This is a genomic window from Streptomyces sp. NPDC054783, assembly GCF_053611725.1.
In genome coordinates, this window is sequence record NZ_JBSHAY010000060.1 from 1 (window position 1) to 22,500 (window position 22,500).

At 71.2% G+C, this 22,500-nt stretch carries 13 protein-coding genes; 2 read left to right on the top strand and 11 right to left on the bottom strand.

What is annotated here, in order from left to right:
* Window positions 1-228 precede the first annotated feature (228 nt).
* The 5 genes from ACWGJ5_RS44395 to ACWGJ5_RS44415 form a co-directional block, all read right to left on the bottom strand.
* Window positions 229-669 (bottom strand): hypothetical protein, encoded by a 441-nt coding sequence (locus tag ACWGJ5_RS44395; protein ID WP_453315292.1) that lies wholly within the window; start codon window positions 667-669, stop codon window positions 229-231.
* Between the two features lie 165 nt (window positions 670-834).
* Window positions 835-2,673, bottom strand: coding sequence for a DUF2637 domain-containing protein (locus tag ACWGJ5_RS44400; protein ID WP_453315310.1), 1,839 nt, complete (start codon window positions 2,671-2,673; stop codon window positions 835-837).
* 781 nt (window positions 2,674-3,454) lie between these two features.
* Complete coding sequence (locus tag ACWGJ5_RS44405; protein ID WP_453315293.1) at window positions 3,455-3,952, bottom strand: AAA family ATPase; 498 nt, start codon at window positions 3,950-3,952, stop codon at window positions 3,455-3,457.
* Window positions 3,953-4,417: 465 nt separating this feature from the next.
* On the bottom strand, window positions 4,418-5,245 hold the full coding sequence (ddaH, locus tag ACWGJ5_RS44410; RefSeq protein ID WP_453315294.1) for a dimethylargininase: 828 nt from the start codon (window positions 5,243-5,245) through the stop codon (window positions 4,418-4,420).
* Window positions 5,246-5,584: 339 nt separating this feature from the next.
* Window positions 5,585-6,907 carry an ATP-grasp domain-containing protein gene (locus ACWGJ5_RS44415; protein WP_453315295.1) on the bottom strand — a complete coding sequence of 441 codons (1,323 nt, stop codon included), beginning with the start codon at window positions 6,905-6,907 and terminating at the stop codon, window positions 5,585-5,587.
* A 684-nt stretch (window positions 6,908-7,591) separates the two neighbouring features.
* Between ACWGJ5_RS44415 and ACWGJ5_RS44420 the strand changes: the two genes are divergently transcribed.
* Together ACWGJ5_RS44420 and ACWGJ5_RS44425 are read left to right on the top strand one after the other, a co-directional pair.
* Entirely contained in the window at window positions 7,592-8,050 is a 459-nt protein-coding gene (locus ACWGJ5_RS44420; protein ID WP_453315296.1) for a nitroreductase family deazaflavin-dependent oxidoreductase, read from the top strand.
* 46 nt (window positions 8,051-8,096) lie between these two features.
* Window positions 8,097-9,209: a hydrolase gene (locus ACWGJ5_RS44425; RefSeq protein WP_453315297.1), complete on the top strand. Its 1,113-nt coding sequence runs from the start codon at window positions 8,097-8,099 to the stop codon at window positions 9,207-9,209.
* A gap of 56 nt (window positions 9,210-9,265) precedes the next feature.
* Here the strand turns inward: ACWGJ5_RS44425 and ACWGJ5_RS44430 are convergent, their stop codons facing one another.
* The 6 genes from ACWGJ5_RS44430 to ACWGJ5_RS44455 form a co-directional block, all read right to left on the bottom strand.
* Window positions 9,266-10,759 (bottom strand): IMP dehydrogenase, encoded by a 1,494-nt coding sequence (locus tag ACWGJ5_RS44430; RefSeq protein ID WP_453315298.1) that lies wholly within the window; start codon window positions 10,757-10,759, stop codon window positions 9,266-9,268.
* A gap of 366 nt (window positions 10,760-11,125) precedes the next feature.
* Window positions 11,126-12,313 (bottom strand): PLP-dependent transferase, encoded by a 1,188-nt coding sequence (locus tag ACWGJ5_RS44435; RefSeq protein ID WP_453315299.1) that lies wholly within the window; start codon window positions 12,311-12,313, stop codon window positions 11,126-11,128.
* 77 nt (window positions 12,314-12,390) lie between these two features.
* Window positions 12,391-13,716, bottom strand: coding sequence for a diaminopimelate decarboxylase (lysA, locus tag ACWGJ5_RS44440; RefSeq protein WP_453315300.1), 1,326 nt, complete (start codon window positions 13,714-13,716; stop codon window positions 12,391-12,393).
* The gene (locus ACWGJ5_RS44445; RefSeq protein ID WP_453315301.1) at window positions 13,713-20,912 is read right to left on the bottom strand and encodes an amino acid adenylation domain-containing protein; all 7,200 of its coding nucleotides are present in this window, start codon (window positions 20,910-20,912) and stop codon (window positions 13,713-13,715) included. The genes lysA and ACWGJ5_RS44445 overlap by 4 nt, the downstream gene beginning before the upstream one ends.
* Window positions 20,909-21,622, bottom strand: coding sequence for a DUF6875 domain-containing protein (locus ACWGJ5_RS44450; protein ID WP_453315302.1), 714 nt, complete (start codon window positions 21,620-21,622; stop codon window positions 20,909-20,911). The genes ACWGJ5_RS44445 and ACWGJ5_RS44450 overlap by 4 nt, the downstream gene beginning before the upstream one ends.
* Window positions 21,619-22,500, bottom strand: an 882-nt coding sequence (locus tag ACWGJ5_RS44455) for a TauD/TfdA dioxygenase family protein (protein WP_453315303.1), incomplete at its 5' end; no start/stop codon positions are given. The genes ACWGJ5_RS44455 and ACWGJ5_RS44450, both read right to left, overlap by 4 nt.

Genomic DNA, 22,500 nt, shown 5'->3' on the forward strand with positions numbered 1-22,500 from the left:
AGCACCAGGGTGGAACGATCGAGCACACGGCGGCGAATCTGCCATCTGCGACTACCAAGCGTGGCCGGTCTGCTCGGCAGCATACGGCGCAGTGCGCAACAACCGGCTCCACAGTCAGTGCGCACCGGGTCCGGATTCGGCGTTCCCCCAGCAATCGGTGGGCACACGCCGGCGGGCCCTGCACGCAAGGCTCTGTAGTCGTTGGTACGCAAGGCCGCGCGGTGAGCGCTACTTCCCAGGGACGACGTCACGAGCTGCGTAGGCGAGCAGTTCGCTCAGGGCCGCCTCGTTGGACGCGGGCGGCCGGGTGCGCCACTCCCCCAGCGTTTCGCGTACGGTCTGCGCAACCGCGTGCGCGTGCCGGGCCAGGGCGTCGTCCAGGGCGGCCACTCCCCCGTCGTGGGCGCGTCCGGTGACGATGACCGGCCCGTGGATCGGGTACAGGGCGATGCCTCGCCAGGTACTCGCCAGGGCCCATGCGGCGATGTTCTGCGCGAGCCCGATCGTGCGTCCGTCTCCGTGGATGTGCAGGAGGGCCCGTCGGTGGTACAGGCCTTGATCAACCGGTCCGGTCGTTCCTATGTGATCCCTGATCGCGGAGTGCGCACCTGGCTCGGGCAGGTCGAGTTCCGTGACGGTGGTGTCGGGGGCAATGCGCAGGGCACGCATGGGTGTCCTCCAGTCTCGGTGTCGGGTGCGCACACCGCTGTGTGCAGTGGCTGCGCAATGGGCATCCGGGCTGCGCAATGCTGGGTGGACCTGCGGCTTCTCGATTGCGCGGCCGTTGACGCTGCCTGGATCACTGGTGCGCAGTGGCGAGCAGGGCGCGGCTGGTCACTGCTGGCGCTGCGCGTGGTGGCGCGTCAGTGCCTGCCAGCGCCGCTCGAAGTCGACGGCCTGCTCGGCAATGTAGCCGGTGGTGAGAGGCTTGTTGTGCTGCGCGGTGATCCCGTGGGCCGCGCACTCCTGCGCAATGGCGTCGAGCGACGGGGCTTCGTTGCGCACGCGGTGTTCCGCCCAGAAGCTGTAGACACGGAACGGCAAGAGGTAGCGGCGCAAGGTGGACGGGCTGACCGGCTTTCCGCCGCGACCGGTCATGCCTTTGCTGGTTGCAAGGTAGTCGGAGAGCTGCTCGGCTCTGGGTTCCTCGCCGTGCTCGGTCTGATACTCCGTCCAGGCGAGGTAGTAGCGGTCGACGGTGGTGAGCGCGGCGGGCTCCCCGGTCGCGTCGTCCTCGCCCGGCGGGTCCTCGATGGCGGCGCTGACCCTGGGACTGCGCTTCTCCTTGGCTGAGTGCGCGCCCGCGCCGGCCGGAGACTCCTCAACCTCGTGCTCGTGTGGGTGAGGGGCGTCTGAAGGCACCTGTGCGGCGGGGTTGGTGGCTTCCTCGTCAGCGGGCGGCTCCGTCTCGGCGAACTCACGCTGCCGGAAGGTGGCGACGAACCCCTCCAGGTCCTCGCCCGTGATGGGCCGGCCGTTGCCGGCGGTGATCTGGTCCCGCTCGTAGACGTACGTGGCGAGGGCGGCGGCATCGGGGTAGGCCCCGTGCTCCTGCGCGTAGGTGAGCCAGGCGTTGTAGAAGTAGTCACCCCACCCGTCGTCCGCGTCCTGCGGGGCTTGGGGGTCGGCGCCGTTCTCGGCTGAGGGGGTGTGACGTTCTTTGAGGAGACGCAGCAGGGGTTGGAGTTGCTCGTCGGACAGCGGCCTGCCGGCCGCGGTGGCGATGCCGTACTGGTCTTGCAGCCACAGAGCGAACTGCGCACTGGTGGGCTCGATTCCGACCGCAGCCATCCAGTACTGATAGGCGCTTGCGAGGTGTTGGGCGTTCCTCTCGTCTCCAAGGCCATGCGGCTGCTCAGGGCGGGCGACTCTCGCCTGCACACCCGGCTGCTGCTCTGCGCCGACCACCTTCTCCAGTTCCTTCTCCGGCTCGACGGCGGCCTCGAGCTCAGGGCTCTGCCGCTGTGCCGGAACCGAGGTCCGCTCGACTCTGAACTGGATCGGCGGCTCGTCAATGCCCGCGGCAGCCAGCCCGGCCGCGGCTGTCTCGACCAAGGGGACGCCGTAGCGGGCCAGGCGGAGCGGCATCAGCGACTGAACCGGGGCCTTACGCCGCCAGGCACGACCGAAACGGGAGCGGAGGCTCGCCTGGTAAACCAGGCGCTCCTGTTCAAGCTTGATGACCTGGTCATAGGAGCGCAGCTCCCACAGCTTCATACGGCGCCACAGCAGGAACGTGGGGACCGGCGACAGGAGCCAGCGGGTCAGGCGGACGCCCTCCATGTGCTTGTCGGCGGTGATGTCCGCGATCCGGCCGATCGCGTGCCGGGCCGCCTCCACCGCGACCACGAACAGCACCGGGATGACCGCGTGCATGCCCACGCCCAGCGGGTCCGGCCAGGCCGCCGCCCCGTTGAACGCGATGGTGGCGGCCGTCAGCAGCCACGCCGTCTGCCGCAGCAACGGGAACGGGATCCGGATCCACGTCAGCAGCAGATCCAAGGCCAGCAACACGCAGATACCTGCGTCGATACCGACCGGGAACACATACGAGAAGTCCCCGAAACCCTTCTCGACCGCCAACTCACGGACCGCCGCATAGGAACCGGCGAAACCGATACCGGCGATGACCACGGCACCGGACACGACCACACCGATCAGAACACGGTGCATCCGGGTCAACTGCGATGGCGCGGCCACCACTTACTCCCCTTCCGAAACAGCTGCGACAAGGTCCCACCCTGTCATGCACGCCCAAGCCACGGCAGAGCCCAGCCACATCCCTGGCCGAAACAGGCTGAAACGGCATGCAAAGCCGTCCGCTCACATCGCCGGGACCGCCGGTTTACTGTCGCAGCCCACAGATCACTCAGTACCTGCCGGGGGAGGTAGACCGGGAACTGTTCGCCGCCCGGGACGCCAGCGCGGGCGAGCAACAGCAGATGGTGATCCTCGCCCGAGCGCTGGGGCACGCCTACTTCCGCGCTGGGGGCTGCCTCGCCCACGGCCTGCACATCGTCTTCAGCGACGTGGAGTTCGCCGACTTCTCGATCGGATGAGCCTGCCCTATTGATCGGGCACATGGCGGAACGCGCCAGAGTGTTCAGCGCCGCGAAGGCATCGCTTCGTACCTCGCGGCCTCCTGCCGCTCGCGCCAGTCCCGCTCCACACGGCCGGCCGGGCCTTGGCGGCGGCCCGCGGGCGGTTGCGGCGGGCGCAGCCTGGCCGTCTCCGCCACGCTCAGCAGGTGCGCACGGTCTCCTGACGCGGCGAGCAGTTCCTGGCCCTCACCGGATACAAGCCGGGCGACCGACGCCCACCACGGTGCCGCCGCGCAGCCCTCCGAAGGATCACAAGTGCCGTTCCCGAGACGGTGGAGCGGAGGGTGGTGTACCGGCCTGTGACAGCCGCGCCCACTGCCGATACCGCGCCACGACAGTGACCCTGCCCGTCCTCAGCACCCGACCAGCGGAAGCACCCCAACCTGACGTGCCGTCACTGACACCCACCCACCGACACCAAACCGGCACATCGCAGTGATGTGCTGCCAGATGAAGATGCGGGAGGAGAGCATCGGCTCCTTCCGCAACACTCTGTGTGCGCCTTCACCAACGGCGAAGATGATCGCGATCTGCGTGTACGGGTTATCCCAGGCGAACCGGAAGTACTCGAACGTCTCTCGATTGAGCCACTGGGCCACGTCCACGACAAGGGTGCGCGGCTGAGCTGCGAGGGAGTCCAGGAGCAGCCGGTCGAACTCGGATGGATGACGAGGGGGTTCGCCTGGCAGACCGAGAGCGGCGAAGAGTTCGTGGCGCACCGGGCGGGCGGTGGGGCGGGCCCAGAAGGTGATCCGGCAGACCTCCTCGCCCCGGGTGCCCTCGAGCTCGCGCAAGCAGACGTTGGGGGCGAGGGTCTTGCCGACACCGGCCAGACCGTGGAGGCACATCATGGCTCGGGCTGCGATCGTGTCGCTGATGTTCTCCCGGGCGGTCAGCAGCGCGCGTCGTCACGACCGCGGCGTCGGGCAGCTGCGTGTAGTGGTCGGTCTCCCGTGGCGGCAGCTGGCCGGTGACGGCATTTCCTCTCCGTTACCGCGGTGTTGGTCTGCGGTGGGCCGTAGGGAGGCCGGAGTGTTCCAGTCCTCGGGTGGCGGCGCGGGTGGGATGAGGTCCGGCAGGGCAAGGGTGGTCATGTCGCTGTGGGCCGCTGCTTCGAGCTCGTGGTCGGCTTCGGCTGCCGTCACGGCGTCCAGGCGCTGCGGGGTCGTGGGAGTGGTGGCGGGGGCGAAACGTTGCCGGCGCAGGGCCTGAGCCTTCTTGGCTTCCTCGCGCAGGCGGCGGGCCCGGGCTGTGCGGGCTCGGCGCAGGGCTGTCGGAGCCCTGCGCCGACGACCCGGGCTCCGACACTGTTCGGGTCAGCGAAGTTCGAGCGTGCAGCACTTGACGCTGCCGCCGGCCTTGAGGAGTTCGGTGAGGTCGACTCCGATCGGCTCGAATCCGCGTTCCCTCAGGCGTTGTTTGAGGTGCACGGCGGCGTCCGGGAGAAGGACGTGGCGGCCGTCGGAGAGGGCATTGAGGCCGAAGACCTCGGCGTCCTCGGCCGTTGCGAGGATGGCGTCGGGGAACAGCTCGCGCAGGACGCTCTGGCTGCCAGGGGTGAAGGCCTCGGGGTAGTACATGATCTCGGTGTCGGAGAGGACGGCCAGTGCGGTGTCCAGGTGGTAGAACTCGGGGTTCACCAGGGTCAGCCCGATCACCGGAAGTCCGAAGAACTCCTGGGCCTCGGCGTGCGAGTGGGGGTCGGTCCGGAAGCCGGCGCCGGCCAGCACCGTGCGCCCGACCATCAGGTAGTCGCCTTCGCCTTCGTTGATGTGTTCGGGCCAGTGGACGTCGCCGTAGCCGTGCTTGACGAACCAGGACAGGTACGCCGGGCCTTCCGCGGTGCGCTCCACGTGCCGGAACCTGGCGGCGAGGACGCGGCCGTCGATCACGGTTGCACCGTTCGCCGCGAACACCATGTCGGGGAGGCCGGGAAGCGGATCAATCACCTCGACGGTGTGGCCCAGGCTCTCGTAGAGGTTCTTGAGTTGCATCCACTGGGTGTGGGCGAGCGAACTGTCCACCGGCTTGGCCAGGTCCATCCACGGGTTGATCGAGTACGTCACGTCGAAGTGCTGCGGCGGGCACATCAGGAAGCGCCGAGGGGTGGCCGTCCGGGCCTGCGGCGTGTCGGTGGTTGACAAAGGGGTTTCCTCGTCCTTTGAAGTGGCGCGCCGAGGTGCAGGGTCGCTGCTCCGCGGCGGGTGGGTGGGTTGCAGGGGGCGGAGAGGCGCCGTCAGTCCGAGCTCCTTGCCGGAGAGGACGTGGTGCCCACTCGTTGGACGGCTAACCAGGCGGGGATCAGGGCCAGTACGGAGACCGACCTGATGAACGGCGCCTGGTCCGGCTTCGGTCGGACCGGGCGTCGCGTCGTTTCCCGGGCCGTGCGCGGGCGTTGCACGGCAGGAGGGGTGCCAGGGCGACGCCCCCGGCACCCCTCGTGTCCGTTGCGGCGGCCGCCGCGTCCGGAGGCCGTGCGGCCGTCAGCCGTCCTCGCGCCGGTAGCTTGCCATGAGCCGGGTGTCGTAGCCGAGGGCGGACTGCATCCTGTGCAGATCCCTGCCCTTGGTGCCGGCCGGGATGATCGTGATGCGGTCGGCGAACCAGGCCAGGACCTCCTGCGACCGCTTGTGGAACTCCTCGAGCGTCCTGGTCGTGATCATGACCTGGCCGACGCGTTTGGTGGTGTCGGAGATCGCCGCAGGCAGGGACGCACCCACCAGGTGGCCGAGCAGGGCGTACTCGACGTCGGGAAGGCTCATGACCTCGTCGTGCGAGGGCACGTCGAAGAGAAGGCCGGGGGGCGACGTGATGTAGGTGCTGCCTACGACGCCGGGGCGCAGGCTGACCGTCACGTCCGGTTCCTCCCCGATCGCCAGCGACAGCGCGGCTTCACCGAGGTCGACGCCGAACTTGCACTCGACCTGCTCGTGCATGAGGGCGCCGCCCCGCCGCGCGCCGCACTCGCTGAAGTACACCTCGCCCTGGTGGTGGAACAGTTCCATGTGGAAGACGCCGTCCGTCAGGCCGAGCGCCTCCAGGGCGTTCTGGGCCACGGGAACGGCGAGGTCGAAGGTCCACGCGTCCGTGACGGGGTCGAACCGGCGTATCTGCAGCGGCGCTTGCGATTCGACCGTGCTCAGGCAGGTCTGGGTGTAGGGGGCCACCGACGCGAAGACGATCTTTCCGTTGTGGACGACACCGTCGACCATCCACTCGTCGCCCTGCTGGAACTCCTCCACCACGAAGGTGCGCGCGGAGCGGGCCTCGGTGCGGAAACGGCGTACTGTCTCGTGCAGTTCGTCCGTGCTGCGTACCGTTGCGGTCTGCCGGGTCGCGGCTCCGGTGACGGGCTTGATGACGCCCGCCGCGAACGGCAGCTCGGGCAGGGCGTCGTCGTGGATGTCCTCCAGGACGAGGGACCGGGCGGTGGGGATGCCCCGGGCCCGCACGGCCTCCTTCTGGAGGTACTTGTCCCGGAAGCGCAGCGCCACGGCCGGGGTGATCCCCGGGCAGCCGAGGGCCTGCGCGAGCACGGCGACGTTGACGAGTGCGTACTCGTTCGTGGTGGTCACGGAGGCGTAGCGTTCCTCGCCAAGTCCGGCCCGGCTGAGCGCGGTCAGTACCGCCTCGGCACTGCACTCGTCCTCCACGAAGACGGGCGTGACGCAGTCCGGGAGGTCCGGGAGCCCGCTGTCCCTCCAGTACGGGCCGTAGACGACGACGGCGGGGATGCCGCGCCTGCCGCAGGCTCGCAGGACATAGCGGTCGACGCCGACGAGCAGGGGGCGTGGGCGCGAGGTCATGATGTCGAACCTTCCAGTGCAGCGGCGGCCGGAAGACCGGCTCTGGTCAGGGCAGTGCCGGCTGCGAGCTCCCCGGCGAGGTCTCCGGTCCCGGCGAAGCCGCCAGTGCCCGCCCTGAGGATCCGGCGCGACTGAAGCCCGGTGAACGGGATGAGGATGAGGCCGCCGTACGGCAGCCATCGGGGAATCCCCATTCCTGGGAAATCCCCGTTTGCGCCCTCGAGTTCTCCGGTATTTGTCCGGCCATAGGTCTAGTTGGGCACAAGCTAACATCATGATCACAGTGAGAGTGATGGGCCTGTCCTGTGATGATCATCACATCGGGGGTAGGTTGGAATCGGTTCAACGCACAGTGCAGTCTCGTGATTCACCGCGGCTGGGCGGAGTGGATGAGTCGACTTTATTTCTGCTTCCCCGCCGCATTCCTGCAATGGCGCTGGCATTGGCTTCTGTTAATCGGGGGGATTCCGCCGTATGTCCGGATCGGTGTCGGGTTCATTATTCGCTCTGCGGCAGGCAGAGGTGCGGTGCCGGGTGTAATCTCCTGATGCATTGTCAATCGGCAACTCACCAAATTCATGTGCGGATGGTTGCGGTGGACGTACGGACCGCCGAATCCTCCGCACCCTGCGGGGCCGGCGTCGTCCGAAGTGCCCCGTATCCCTGCCAGATGAAGAAGGAACCGTGCCTGCCGTGACCGCCCCGGACCCGTTCGCCATCGCCCCCACCGACAGCCGCGTCAACGGGATCGCCAACCACGCCCGCCAGTACGCCGCCACTGCCGGAGCCGAGGGCCACGATTGGAAGGGCGCCGAGACCCTGCTGCTGACCACCGTCGGCCGCCGCAGCGGTCTGCCGCGCCGCACCGTCGTCATCTACGGCCGCCACCAGGACGCCTACGTCGTCGTCGCCTCCAACCTCGGCGCCGATAACCACCCCGACTGGTACCTCAACCTCCAGCAGCACCCCACGGCCCTCATCCAGGTCCGCGACCAGCAGTTCACCGTGCAGGCCCGCACCGCCACCAGCGAGGAGCACCTGCTCCTGTGGAAGCTGATGAGCGGCCTGTGGCCCGCGTACGACACCTACCAGCAGTCCACCCAGCGCCCGATCCCCACCGTCATCCTCCAGCCACAGTCCTAGGCCCCCCCGTGTGCACCGCCACCCGAACCCCTTTAGGCCCGCTCAGATGACGCTCATGCCCTCCCCGCCCGTGCTCGAGGTCGAGGCCGCCTCGCTGTCCGCCGCCGAGCACGCCCCCCATACCGACCGGGCCGGCCGGCTGCCCGACGCCGTCGCCGAGGCCCTCACCGGCACCGGTCTGCTGGCCCACTTCGTCCCCCGGGCCTTCGGCGGCGCCGCGGGACGGTTCGACGACTGCCTGCCCGCGCTGCTCCGCCTGGCCGAGGCCGACCCGTCCACCGGATGGTGCGCCGCGGTCATGACCTCCATGAGCCGGATGGCCGCCTACCTGCCCTCCGCCGGGCAGAAGGCCGTGTGGGCGCACGGCCCTAACGTGCCCATCGCCGGCACCCTGCAGCCGGCCGGCACCGCCAGGCCCACCCGCGGCGGATGGCTGCTGTCCGGACGGTGGCCCTTCTGCAGCGGGGTCCACCACGCCCGGTGGGCCCTGCTGTCCGCCGTGCCCGAGGGCGCCCCTGGCCCGCAGTTCCTGCTCGTGCCCCGCTCGGCGTGGACCACCGAGCCGACCTGGAGCGGCGCGGTCGGCCTACGCGGCACCGGCAGCGACACCCTCGTCCTCGACACGGAGGTGTTCGTCCCCGACGACCACTCCTTCACCCGCGAGCAGCTGTTCACGGCCGCGGACCCGCCCGCGGACGGGGACTGCTACCGCGTGCCGCACGGGGCGATCAGCGGGCTCTTGTTCGCCGTTCCCCTGCTCGGTGCCGCGCGCGCGGCGCTGAACGCGTGGACCGCGGCCGCGAGCCGGCACCCGTCGGCGGGCTCGCTGCGCGACAGCGATGCGGCGCTGGCGACCGCCTCCGGGAAGATCGACGCGGCGGACCTCCTGCTGCGCCGGGCGGCCCGTACCTGCGACGAGCCCGACGTGCTCACCGCGCTGCTCGCCGCCCGCTGCCGCCGCGACCACGTCACCGCCGCCGGGCTCCTGAACGAAGCCGTCCAAGTCCTCTTCCACAGCGCGGGGGTACGCGCCACCAGCGGTACCGGCGCGCTGTCGCGGCTGTGGCGGGACGCCAGCACGGCGGCACTCCATCCCGCCCTCGCCGTCCCGCCGGCCGCCCAGGAGTACGCCACGTGCCTGCTGCGGCGCGCCGAGTAGACGGCGGACGGCCCCGCGCCTTCGGCACTGAGGCCGAGGGCGCGGGGCCGTCCGGCTTACTCGCCGGCGTCGATGGCGGGCCGGCGTACCTCGATCTCGGCGCCGGTCTGCTTGAACGACTCCGCCGACACCGGGACCAGCACCGCGTCCCGGTGGAAGTCCCGCAGGGTCGTCGACCCGCAGCTGATCATGGTGGAGATCAGCTTCGCCCGGGTGCGCTCCACGTTGTCGTACAGGCTGCCCGCGTAGGGGACGTAGCCGTCGACGCCCTCCTCGAAGACCATCTGGCCGCGCTGGCCGTAGCGGGCTGCGTTCTGCGCGCGCCGCGAGCCCTCGCCCCAGTACTCCTTGTACCACTGGCCGCCGATCTGCAGCTTGCGCGAGGGGCTCTCGTCGAGCCGGGCGAAGTAGCGGCCGAGCATGATGAAGTCCGCGCCCATCGCCAGGGCCATCGCCATGTGCGAGTCGTTGAGCAGACCGCCGTCGCAGCACAGCGGCACGTACACCCCGGTCTCCTGGGCGTAGGCGTCGCGCGCCTCGACCACGGCGAGCAGGGCGGAGGCCTGCCCGCGGCCGATGCCCTTCTGGGCCCGCGTGGTGCAGATGGCGCCGCCGCCGATGCCTACCTTCACGAACGCCGCGCCCGCGTCGGCCAGATAACGGAAGGCGCGGCCGTCGACGACGTTCCCCGCACCGACAAAAACATCGTCACCATACTTTTCCCGGGCGAATTCGAGGGTCCTCGCCTGGTACACGGAAAAACCGTCGGAGGAGTCCAGGCACAGCACGTCCGCGCCGGCCTCCACCAGGGCGGGAATGCGGTCCTTGAAGTCCCGCGAATTGATGCCGGCGCCGACGCGCAGACGCTTCTCGCCGTCCACCGACGCCCGGTGGTAGGTCTTGTGGGACTGGTAGTCCCGCTTGAGGACCAGGGAGACGACCCGGCCGTCCTCGAGGACCGGCAGTACGTCCAGGTGGTGCTGCCAGATGAGCTCGTTGGCCTCGGACAGGGTGACCGAGGCCTCGGCGGTGACCAGGGTGTCGCGGCCGCGCATCCGGTTGCCGACGGTCTCGGACGCCCCGTGCCGCTCCAGGTGGAAGTCGTCGAGGCTGATGATGCCGAGGAACTCGCTGTCCGTCTCGCCGCTCTGCGTGACCACGGCGACGCCCTGCTCGGCCTCCGAGAGCTGGCGGGTGACTTCGCCGAGCGGCGTCTGCGGCGCCACGGTGACCTCGCTGGTGCGGAAGCCGGCCTTGTGCCGCTTCACCGCGAGGACGTCCGCGGCCTGGTCCTCGATCTGCTGGTTCTGGTGGATGAACGACAGCCCACCGACCTGCGCCAGGGCCACCGCCAGCGTCGGCGAGGACACCGCCTGCATGATGGCGCTCACCATGGGGGTGGCGATCCGGACGGCCGACTCCTCGCCGACCTGGTGACGCACCAGCGGCGCCCCGAGATCCACATTGTCCGGCGTGCAGTCCTCTGTGGTCAGGCCGGGGATGAGGAGGTACTCACTCAGCGTACGAGAGATTTCGGGGAGGATTTTCACGTCGTCTCCAGAAAGGAGCCTGCAAACCAATACCGGTGAAATTGGCGAGGCTCGTGCGGGCAGTGCAGATTGTCGCCGCGCGGTAGCGCACAGTCGGAAGAATGCGCTCTCCGGAAACTGAGAGCGGGCACACCCGGCGGGACAGTGCTCGCGTGCGCGGCCGAATCGGCAGCGAGGTAACCACAGACCCAACCTGCACGGTGCTGCACAGGCGCTGACTTCCATTACGCCATACGAGATGGTACCGCACCGCACACGTTCGCCCGCTGGGCGGCGAATTGCACCCCGCCCGGACCTTGCGCCGCAGGCGCCGGCCGCCGCGCCCGCGCGGACCGCCGCAACAAAGCGGCGTGGGCTGCCCATGGCTCAGGAAACGGCGGAACCCCCAGCCCCGGACAAGACATGGGACAGCGCCTGGTCGAGGTCCTTGATGACGTCCGCGACCTCGTTGCTGTAACCGAGGGCCAGCCGCACGGTGCCGCGCGGGACCCCGATGCTCACCAGCTCGTCGTCGGAGTACTCGAAGTAGGTGAAGAACGTGCTTTGTTCGACGAGCGTGTGCGGTGCGCCGAAGTTCGAGGCCATGAACGGCACGCGCAGCCGGTCGACGACCTCGGCGGTCTGCTCCTCGCTCATCCTGAGCTCGAAGGTGATGACCCCGCCGAAGCCGTTCAGGTACTGCTGCGCCAGCTTGAAGTGCGGGTGCGACTCGAGGCCGTTGTAGTAGACGCGGTCGACGGCCGGGTGTCCCTCCAGGAAACGCGCGACCTCCAGGCCCATGGCGTTGACCCGCTCCATGCGCAGCAGCAGCGTGTAGAGGCTGCGGCGCAGCAGGAAGGCGGTGTTGCCGTCGACGATGGGTCCCGTCGTGTCCCGGTACCAGCGCAGCTTCTCGATCAGTTCCTCGCGGCCCGAGGCCACCCCCGCCACGATGTCGCCGTGTCCGCTGAGGTACTTGGTGGCGCTGAACAGCACCAGGTCCACGCCCCACTGCAGCGCGTAGTAGTTCGGCGGCGGCGAGAACGAGCTGTCCAGGGTGAGGATCACGTCCGGCCCGACGGCCGCCCGCACGCGCGCCACGTCGATCAGGTACATGTGCGGCGAGGAGGGCATCTCCAGGTGGACAAGCTTGATCCGGCCGCGCAGCGCCGCGACGTTCTCGACGAACGCCTCGGAGTCCCGGATGGAGAACTCGTGCACCACGACGCCGAACTTCGGCAGGATGTGGTGGAAGACGTTGCGCACCTGCCGGTACGACTCGGACGGCAGCACCACCTCGTCGCCCGCCTCGAGCAGCGCGAGGAACGCGGTGACGTGCGCGGCCATGCCGGAGGCGAAGACCAAGGAGCTCTCGGCGCCGCTGAGTTCGCTGAGCTTGTTCTCCACCTCGATCCAGGTGGGGTTGGAGTACCGGCCGTAGCGCCCCGCCGGCACGGACCTGTCGTGCAGGCCGTCCTTCACGTGGTCGGCGTTGTTGAAGTAGTAGGAGGCGCTCTGGTACGTCGGCGACTCGATGCTGTTGGTGTACGCATCCTGGGGACGCTGTTTGGTCATCGTGGCTCCTTGCTGGCACGACTGGGGGCAGGTGGCTGCCGCCACGGCGGCCGGGGGCCGCCGTGGCGGGTCGGTGATCAGCCGACGTCGAGGCGCATCAGGTCCTCGACCGTCTCGCGGCGCACGATCTCGCGCGCCCGGCCCTCGGCCACCGCGATCACGGGCGGTCTCGGGATCTGGTTGTAGTTGTGCGCGAGGCTGCGGCAGTACGCGCCGGTGCCCGGCACCGCCAGCAGGTCGCCGGCCCGGACGTCGGAGGGCAGGTGGTCCTCGCGCACCACCACATCGCCGGCGTCGCAGTGCTTGCCGACGACGCGGACCAGCGCGGGAGGTGCGTCCGAGACGCGCCCCGCGAGCTGCACGGAGTACGTGGCGTCGTACAGCGCGGTGCGCACGTTGTCGCTCATGCCGCCGTCGACCGCGACGAAGGTGCGGATGCCCGCACGGTGCTTGACCGTGCCGACCCGGTAGAGCGTCACCCCCGCCGGACCTGCGATGGCGCGGCCCGGCTCGATGGCCAGGCGCGGCATCGACACCCCGAGCGCGGCGCACTCCTTCTCCACCACGGTCCGCAGGTTGTCGGCCATCTCCTTGGCCGGAGTGGGCACGTCGTGCTCGGTGTAGGCGATGCCGAAGCCGCCGCCGAGATCGAGCTCGGGCAGCTCGATGCCGTCCTGGGCCAGCCGGGCCCGCAGCTCGGCCAGCCGCTTGGCGGCGGCCTCGAAGCCGGCCGTGCCGAGGATCTGCGAGCCGATGTGGCTGTGCAGGCCGCGCAGTTCGAGCAGGCCGCTGTCCGCCACCCGGCGCACCGCCTGCTCGGCGTCGCCGCTGACCAGTGAGAAACCGAACTTCTGGTCCTCGTGCGCGGTGGCGATGTGCGCGTGAGTGTCGGCCTGCACGCCCACCGTGACCCGCAGCAGCACTCCGGGCCTGCTGCCGGGAAAACGGGGCACCAGTTCCTCGAGCCGGTCGAGTTCCTCGGCGGAGTCGACGACGATGCGCCCGACCCCGTACGCGAGGGCCGCGGCCAGGTCCGCCTGCGACTTGTTGTTGCCGTGCAGCAGGATGCGCTCGGCCGGGAAGTCCACGGCCTTGGCGTAGGCGAGTTCGCCCTCCGTGCAGACGTCCAGGCTCAGGCCGGTCTCCTCGGCGATGCGGGCGCTGGTGCGGGTGAGGAACGCCTTGCTCGCGTAGTAGACGTCGAAGTCGTGGAACGCCTCACGGAAGGTGGTGCAGCGTTCCCGGAAGTCGGCCTCGTCGAAGACGTACGCGGGTGTTCCGTACCGCTCGGCTATGTCCGTCACCGGTACGCCGCCGATGATCAGCACCCCGTCCGGGCCCTGTTCGGCCGTGGCGGGCCAGATACCGGGGCGCAGCGCGCGGACCTCGGGTGTCGTGGTCACGAGCCCTCCTCGGTGTGCTGCGGACGGCCGGCGGCCGCCGGGTCCACGGCCTGGTGGAGTTCGCCGGCGCTGAGCATGCTGACGTGGTCGCCCGGGATCGTGGTGACGGCCACGGTGGCGCCCAGCGGACGCCAGCCCTCGGGGGCGTTCTCGTGGCCCGCCGTGACGGCCTCGGGCAGGCACATCGTCAGCCGCGGCACCTGCCCGGTGGGCTGCCAGGCGTCCATCGCCGCGTGGAAGCTCAGCCGCATCCGCAGCTTGCCGAGCAGCTGGTGGTCAAAGGCCCTGGGCCCGGCCGGGCCGAGCAGGTCGACGAGCGCCGCGGCACGCTGCGGGATCGGCAGCTGCCGGGTCGCGGCGAGCGCCTCGGCGATCGCGGGCTTCGTCTGGTGCGGGAGCTCGACGTGCGCGTGGTCGACCAGGGCGGCGTCCGGGTTCGCCGGCGGCTCGGCCGGCGTCGGGTCCATCACGATCAGGTCGTCGATGCGGTCGCCGTCGCCGTCCGTGTGTGCCTGGCGCGCGATCTCGTAGACCAGCGGCGCACCCATGCACCAGCCCGCCAGGGTGTACGGGCCGGAGGGCTTCGCCGCACGGATCTGGTCCAGGTAGCGGCGGGCCAGCGCCTGCATCGTCGTGCTCTGGCAGGTGTGGTCGTGCGGCAGGCCGTAGCAGTCCCAGCCACGGCCGAGCACACCGGCGAGCGGCGCATACCAGTCGATCCGCCCGTCGACCGGGTGGATCATGAACAGCGTGCGCGCGGGCCGGTCGACCGGCGCGGTGGTGAGCGGGACCATCCGGGCGGCGCGCTCCACCTCGGCGGCGAACCGGTCGGCGACCTGCGCCGCCTCCTCGGCGGACAGCAGCGCCGGGTCGACGGACAGCCGGCAGGTCAGCGTGCCGTCCGCGGCCGGGGCGACCGTCACGTCGAGCGGGGTCGGCAGCACGTTGGCGGCGGCGATGGTCGCCTGCTCCAAAGCTGCGGCCGGCCTCAGCACGTAGCCGCCAGCGGGCAGTTGGTGCCCCCCGAGGTAGTTGAACGTGACCTGGGGCGATGCGACGGAGCCCAGCTGCCGGCCGAGCGGCAGGTCCGGGTGCAGGTAACGCGCCCGGCCGAAGCCGGTACCGGCGTCCGGGACCGCGGCGAGCTGCCGATCGACGGCGGCCGCAGCGTCGACGAGGCGAGCCGGGTCCGCATCGAGGTCGGTGAGCAGCGCCGGGTAGAGCGAGGTCAGCCAGCCGACCGCGTTCTCCAGGCCGCCCTCGCCGGACTGGGTCCGGCCGTGCCCCTCCAGCCACACGTACAGGTCCGGGCCGTCGCTGTGCGGGGCCAGCGCGCGGTGCAGCGCCGCCAGCAGGACCGACTGGGCGCCGATGTCGTGCAGCCGGCGGGTCTCCTGCCCCAGGTACGTGGCGACCCGGTGCGACAGGCGGGAGCTCACCCGGATCCGGTCTGCGGCCCCGGCCGCCGCGGCGGCCGTCCCGGCACCGCAGAGCACCGGCTTGTGCGCCTTGGCCAGCGTCTCCCAGTGCGTCTCGGGGGCGGGTGGCGCAGTGGCCTCGGCGGGGATGCCCGGTGCCGCGCCGTCGGGCAGGTCCCGGCCCTCCCGCAGCGCCCGGTGGGCCCACTCGATGTCGTCGGTGAGGATCTGCCAGGACACCACGTCGACGATCAGGTGGTGCGCGATCAGGTACACCCAGGTACGGCAGCTGCCCGGGTCGCGCACCAGCGCGAAGTCCGCCAGCCGGCCGCCCGCGATGTCGATCCGACGGTGCAGACCGCGCAGCAGGGCGTCGAGCGGCTGCTCGCCCTCCGGCACCGTGTGCTCGCTCAGCAGGTCACCGGCCGGCTCCTCGTCGAGGACGGCCCTCCAGGTGTCCCCGTCGCGGGTGAACCGGGTACGGAAGGCGTCGTGACGGCGGATCACCCAGCCCAGCGCCGCGCGCAGGGTCTCCGGGTCGCCGTCGTCGGCCATCTCGAACAGGCGCGCCTGGTGGAAGTGGTCCGGGTCGGCGAACCGCTGGTCGAAGAACCAGGCCTGGATCGCCGTGAGCGGCAGCACGGTCCCGCCCGGACGGCGTTCGGTCACCGCCACGACGTCGCTGTCGGGGCGGTGGGTGATCAGGTGGTCCAGGGCGCGGACGGTCGGTGCGGTCAGCAGATCCGCGACGCTCACGTCCACACCGAGGGCCCGGGCCCGGGCGGCGGCCCGGATCGCCTGCAGCGAGTCGCCGCCGCAGGCGAAGAAGTCGTCGTCGAGGCCTGTGCGCGGCTGCTGGAGGGTGTCCCGCCACACCTGCAGCAGCAGGTGCTGACGGGGCGTCTCCGGCTCGGCCGCCGGGCCCGAACCGGTCTGCTGCGGCGGTTGCGGCAGCTGCGACGCCTGGATCTTCCCGGTGGACGTACGCGGAAGCCGGTCCATGAGCACGAAGGAGGCCGGAAGCATGTACGAGGGCAGCCGCTGTGCCGCCCACTCCCGCAGGTGCTCCGGACCGACGGCGCGGCCGGCCGGGGCGGCGACGTACGCGATCAGGCGCTGCGTACCACCGGACTCCCTCAGCAGCACCGCGGCGTCGGCGACGTCGGGGTGCTGCAGCAGGCAGGCGGTGACCTCGCCGAGCTCCACGCGGAACCCGCGGATCTTCACCTGGTCGTCGAGGCGTCCGAGGATCTCGAACCTCCCGGCCCGCAGCCGGACCCGGTCACCGGTCCGGTACAGGCGCTGCCCCGCGAGCGGTCCGGCCGCCGGGACAAGGAACCGCTGAGCGGTCAGCTCGGGGCGGCGGTGGTAGCCGACGGCCACCCCGGGGCCGCCGATGTACAGCTCGCCGACCGCGCCGGCGGGCAGAAGGCGCCCGTCCGGATCCAGCACCACCATGCGGTAGTTGGCCAGCGGCCCACCGACGCTGACCCGCGTCCCCGCGCCGGGGGCCGCCGGGTGCAGGCGCTCGGCGGAGCACCAGACGGTGCCCTCGGTCGGGCCGTACTCGTTGTCCAGGGCCGCGTCGGGCACGCGGACGGCGTGTTCGCGGATGTCGTCCGGGCTGCACGCTTCGCCGCCGATCGCCACCACCCGAAGCCGCGACTGCCAGCCGGCCGGCAGGGTCCGCACGAGCTGCCGGTAGAACGAGGCGGTGAAGTTGACGTGCGTGACCTCGCACCGCTCGATGAGCGCACGGATGCGGTCGGGGTCCCGGGCGTGGTCGACGGTGTCCGGGAGCACGATGGTGCCGCCCGACCACAGCGTCCATAGCATCATGTGCGGTGCGACGTCGAAGATCACCGGAAGCGTGATCAGGGTCTTGACCGGCGCATCGGAGTCCGTGCCCGCCGCCTGGAGGTACCTGGTACGGGCGTGGACCGCGGTGCACGCGTTGGCGTGGCTGGTCAGGACCGCCTTCGGGGTCCCGGTGGAGCCCGAGGTGTAGACGAGGTACGCGCCGTCGGTCGGACGGACGTCCGCGTCGGCGGGGGCGCCGGTGTCCGGTGCCGTGCCGTCGGGCAGGTCGTCGGCGTACACCACGGGCACACCCGCGGGCGCGCCGGACGGCGCCGTACCGGTCAGGGCGGTGCGGTCGGCGACGACGACGCTCGGGGCGGCGTCCTCGTACATCGCGCTGGTGCGGGCCGGGGGCTGCGCCGGGTCAATGCACACGTAGAGCGCGCCGGCCCGCAGCGTGGCCAGGATCGCCGCGACCAGGCCGAGGCCGGCGGGGCAGGTGATCGCGACGACCGCGCCGGCCGTCAGGCCCGCCTCGGTGAGGCGCTGCTGGAGGTCTTGGGCGTGCCGGTCGAGCTGACGGTACGTCCACGACGAGCCGGCGTGCTCGAGGGCGACCGCGTGCGGGCGGTCGGCCACCGCGGCCGTGAAGCCGGCGTGCAGAGTGCCGAACGGCACCTCGTCGGCCGGGCCGGTGCTCATGGCCAGGACTTGCTGCGTCTGCGCGGCACCCAGCAGGTCCAGTCCGCGGACCGGCTCGTCGGCCGCGCGTGACAGCAGGCCCAGCACCGTTTCGAACCCGTCGAGGAGTTCGCGAGCGGTGTCCGCGTCGAACAGGTCGGTGTCGTACTCCCACAGGATGGTCATCCCGCCGCCTCCGTTCCCGTCGGGCAGGCGCGGGTCGGGTACGCACACCACGTTGATGTCGCCCTTGGCGGACGCGTTGTGCTCGATGACCAGGCTCGCCTGCACCGGCCCCATCTGCAGGTGCGGCCGGGGAGTGTCGTGGAACGCGAACATCAGGTTGAACAGCGGGTTCCGGCCGGGGTCGCGCGGCAGGTCCAGGCGGGCCAGCAGGTCGAGCAGCGGCAGTTCCTGATGGTCCTGCGCGCCGAGCACGACGTTCATCGTCGCGCGCAGGAGCTCGCTCAGCGAACCGTCCGGGTCGATGCGCACGCGCAGCGGAAGCGCGTTGACGAACATCCCGAGGAGCCGGTCGGTGCCGGGCTGGCGGCGGTTGACCAGCGCCGACCCGAGGACGATGTCCTCCTCGCCGGTGTGCTGCCACACGTGCAGCGCGAACGCCGACAGGAACACCGCGAAACGGCTGACCCCGTGCCGGGCGGCCAGCTCGTCAAGGCCGTTCATGACCTCGGCCGGGATGTGCGCGCTCAGCCGGCCGCCGCGGTAGGACCGGGCCGCCGGACGGGAGCGGTCCGCGGCGAATGTCGCGCCGTCGCGGGGGCAGCCGGACAGCTCGTGACGCCAGTACGCGACCTGGTCGGTGTAGTCGCCGCTGCTGCGCCAGGCGTGGTGCCAGGCGGCGAAGTCCCGGTACTGCACGGGCAGCACCGGCAGCTGCGGCTGCCGGCCGGCGACGATCGCGTCGTAGGCGTCGCGGAGTTCGGCCAGGAACAGCTGGGCGGACCAGCCGTCGTGCGCGAAGTGGTGCTCGACCTGCAGCAGCCGCCACTCGTCGGGGGCGAGCCGGAACAGGTTCCAGCGCACCAGGGGCAGGGTGGCGACGTCGAAGCCGACGGCGACCTCGGTGCGCATGCGGGCCGTGAGTTCCGCGTCGCGGTCCTGCTCGGGCAGGCCGGTGAGGTCGACGACCTCGACCTTCGCCTGCCAGGGCTCGTGGACGACCTGGATCGGCCCGTTGGATCCGTCGTGGAAGGTGGAGCGCAGGATCTCGTGCCGGGCCACGATGTGCGACAGCGCCCGCTGCAGCGCGGTGATGTCCACCGGGCCGTGCATCCGCAGGGAGAACTGGGTGTTGTACGCGAGCGCGTCCGGGGTCAGCTGGGTCAGGACCCAGATCTGCTCCTGCTGGCCGCTGAGCGGGTAGCCGGCGGCACCGTCCGGTCCGGTCTCGGTGGGCGCGGTGCCGGGCTGGATCCGCGGGCGGTCGGACGGGGCCCCGGCACGGACCAGGGCGGCGATGTCGGTGATGGTCGGGGTGGCGAACAGGGCGCTGACCGGGAGGTCGACGCCGTGCTCGCCGGCGACGACGGCGGCGAGCTGGATCAGGACCAGCGAGTTCGCGCCCAGCATCAGCAGCGACCGGTCCACCGGGACGTCCGGCACGCCGAGGATGGCCGCGGCCGCGGCCGCCAGCTGCTCTTCCAGGGCGTTTGCCGGCCGGGCGCCGGCCGGGGCGGCGGCCGGGTCGGGCAGCCGCGCCTGGTCGATCTTCCCGGCCGCGGTCCGGGGCAGTTCGTGGATCACGACGTACGCGGAGGGGACGAGGTACGCCGGAACCCGTTCGCGCAGATAGCGGTCGCAGTCGGCGAGGAGCGACGCCTCGTCGGCACCGTCCGCGCCGGAGGCGGGAGCCGACGGGCCGGGGCCCGCCTCCGCCGCCGGCACCGGCACCGGCACCGGCACCAGGTAGGCAACGAGCGAGGTCGACCCGCAGGCCGAGGCGGCGGCACGTGCGGTGACGTGGGTCTGGAGGATGCGGGGGTGCTCCATCAGCACGGACTCGACGTGGCCCGGTTCCACGCGGTGCCCGCCGACCTGCACCTGCCGGTCGGCGCGCTGAAGGAACACGAAGGAGCCGGAGGGGTCCTGCTGGACAAGGTCACCGGTGCGGTAGGCGCGCTCGCCGTCGACGGTGACGAACCGCTCGGCGGTCAGTTCCGGGCGGTTGAGGTAGCCGAGCGCGAGGTTGGCGCCGGTGATGACCAGTTCGCCGCTGCCGGTGGTGGGCCGGCCGTCCGCGTCGAGGAGGAGGTAGCCGGTGTTGCGTACCGGCCGGCCGATGGTCATCGGCGTCTGCTGCCCGGTCGCGGCGTCGTAGACCAGGCCGTAGCTGGAGACGACGCACGCCTCGGTCGGGCCGAACTCGTTGAACAGGGAGGTGTCCGGCAGCAGGCGGGCGTGCCGCTCGATCACCACGGGGCTCCACCGCTCGCTGCCGACGCCGACGGCCTTGAGGGTGGTGGGGGGCCGGCTCACGGCGCGATCGAGGAAGACGCTGTACAGCGACGCCGGGTAGATCAGCTGCGTGACGCGGTGCTCGTGCACCAGGTCGACGGTCCGGGCGACGTCGGTGAGGCCGACCGGGTCGATGATCAGGGTGCCGCCGGTCAGCAGCGTCCAGAACAGGACACCGGTGGTGAGGTCGAACGCCGGCGAGTGCAGCAGCAGCACCCGGCCGGCCGCGCCGAACCGGTCGGCGCGCGCCGCTGTGGAGTTCAGCAGCGCGCTGTGCGGGACCAGCACGCCCTTGGGCGCGCCGGTCGAGCCGGAGGTGTAGATCACGTACGCCGGCTGGGAAGGGTCGGTGGCCGCGTCCGTGGCCGGAGCCGCCGGCTGCTGAGCGGTCAGGTCCTGGTACGCCCGTACCGGCGCGGTCGTGTGCTCGCGCAGCCGGGCGGCCCGGTCGGCGGTGGTGACGACCAGCGCCGGCCGGGCCTCGGCGAACACGTCGCGCAGGAAGGCGTCCGGCGCGTCCGGGTCGAGCGGCAGGTACACGGCCCCGGCGGCGAGCACGCCCAGCACAGTGGCGACGAACTCGGGCGAGCGCTCGAGGACCACGGCCACGATGGGGGCCTGCCCCGCCGGGGACGACGGGGCCAGGCCCGCAGCACGCACGCCGGCGGCGACGGCGTGTGCCTTCTTCGCCAGGTCCTGGTAGGTCAGCGACCCGGACGCGGTGACGACCGCGTCCGAGGTCCGGTGTTCGTGGTAGGCAGTCTCCAGAGCCGCGGCGAGCGTGGGCCCGGCGAGGGCGGCCGGGGGATGCAGGGTCACGATGACTCTCCCGATGAAAGTGCTTGACGGGCGGCACTCACCTTGGCTTCGAGGCCGTCTTGCGCCGCAACGCTGAGCCGGGGGCCGATGTGCCGCTGGTACGCCAGGAGGTAGCTGAGCCGGTCGGCCGGCGAGGTGCCGGGCTGATCGGCGAACAGCAGGTCGTGGGGGGTCATGGCACGGACGGCGAACATCGGCTCCGGGCACTGCATCACTGGGAACGCCCGGTTGTGTACACCGCCGACGGTGCTGTGCGCGTGGAACTCCCCGAGCATCAGGCCGCGTTCGACGGCCTCGGGCCGCATCAGGCCGTGCCCGCCGTCGATGAAGCCGGCCGCCTGCTCGCCCGGCAGGCCGGGGAAGAAGCCGAGCAGGGCGGCGGTCGACCAGTGCGGCCCGGCGGCGACCTCCTCGAACAGGTCGAGCAGCAGCCGGCCTGCCTCGGCGGCGTCGGCGGGGGTCGTTGCGTGCACGGTGAGCGCGACCAGCCAGACCGTGTTGGCGCGGATGGCGGGCGCGAGCCGCGGACAGACCGCCCCGGACCGGCCCAGGTCGGGGTGCGGCTGGGTGACGAACTCCTCCACCCAGCGCATTCCGGCCCGGTACTGCGGGTAGCGGTCGAAGACCGCGGCGGCGTCGGTCGCCCGGGTCAGCGACCCGGGGACGAGCGCCGGCGCCGCGGCCGCGACCGCGGTCCGGGCCGTGCTCACTGGGCTTCCTGCGCGGACGCCTCGTCGTTGTCCGTCTTCGGCTCGACCAGCGGCACGCCCGCCAGCGCGTACGAGGTGAAGCCGTCCGGGCCGACGGGGGTGTCACCGACGGTCGACGTCCGGTGCATGATGCGGACGTGGCCCTCCTCGGTGAGGTGGTCGATGTCGGCGGCGGCCAGGTGCGCGGTGGACCGGTTGTCCCACACCGCGACCGATCCCGGCTCCCAGGCGAACCGGCAGGTGTACTGCGGCCGGGTCAGCTCCTCGAAGAGCAGGTCGAGGATCCGGCGGCTCTCGACCGGGTTCATGCCCAGGATGCGGGCGGTACGCGAGGGGTTGACGAACAGCGCCTTCTCGCCGGTCTCGGGGTGCACGCGCACCACCGGGTGCACGGCCTCCCGCTCGTTGCCGATCATGTCGAGTGCCTTCTTCTCGACGGGGTTTCGCGGGTCCAGCTGCTGGGCCGGCCAGAAGGTGTGCAGGGCCTGGAGCCCGTCGATCATGTTCCGGATCGGCTCGGACAGGCCCTCGTAGGCGGCCACCAGGTTCGTCCAGTGCGTGTCACCGCCGAACGGCGGGACCGCGTCCGCGCGCAGGAACGCGATCGCCGGCGGGTTCACCACCTGCGAGGCGTCGACGTGCCAGCCGCTGATGCTGGACACCCACTTGCTGCGGAACACCGCCTCGTAGTCGGCGCCCACCAGCCTCTTGTCGAGCTGCGGGGAGATCGTCAGGATCTGCGGGAACGGGTTGAGCTCCTCGGTGTCCTGGATCCGGGCGCGTACCGCGAGCGGGCCGAAGCGCTGCGCGAAGGCGACGTGCGCGGCGTGGTCCAGGTGCTGGTCGCGGAAGAACAGCGCCTTGTGCGTGTACAGGGC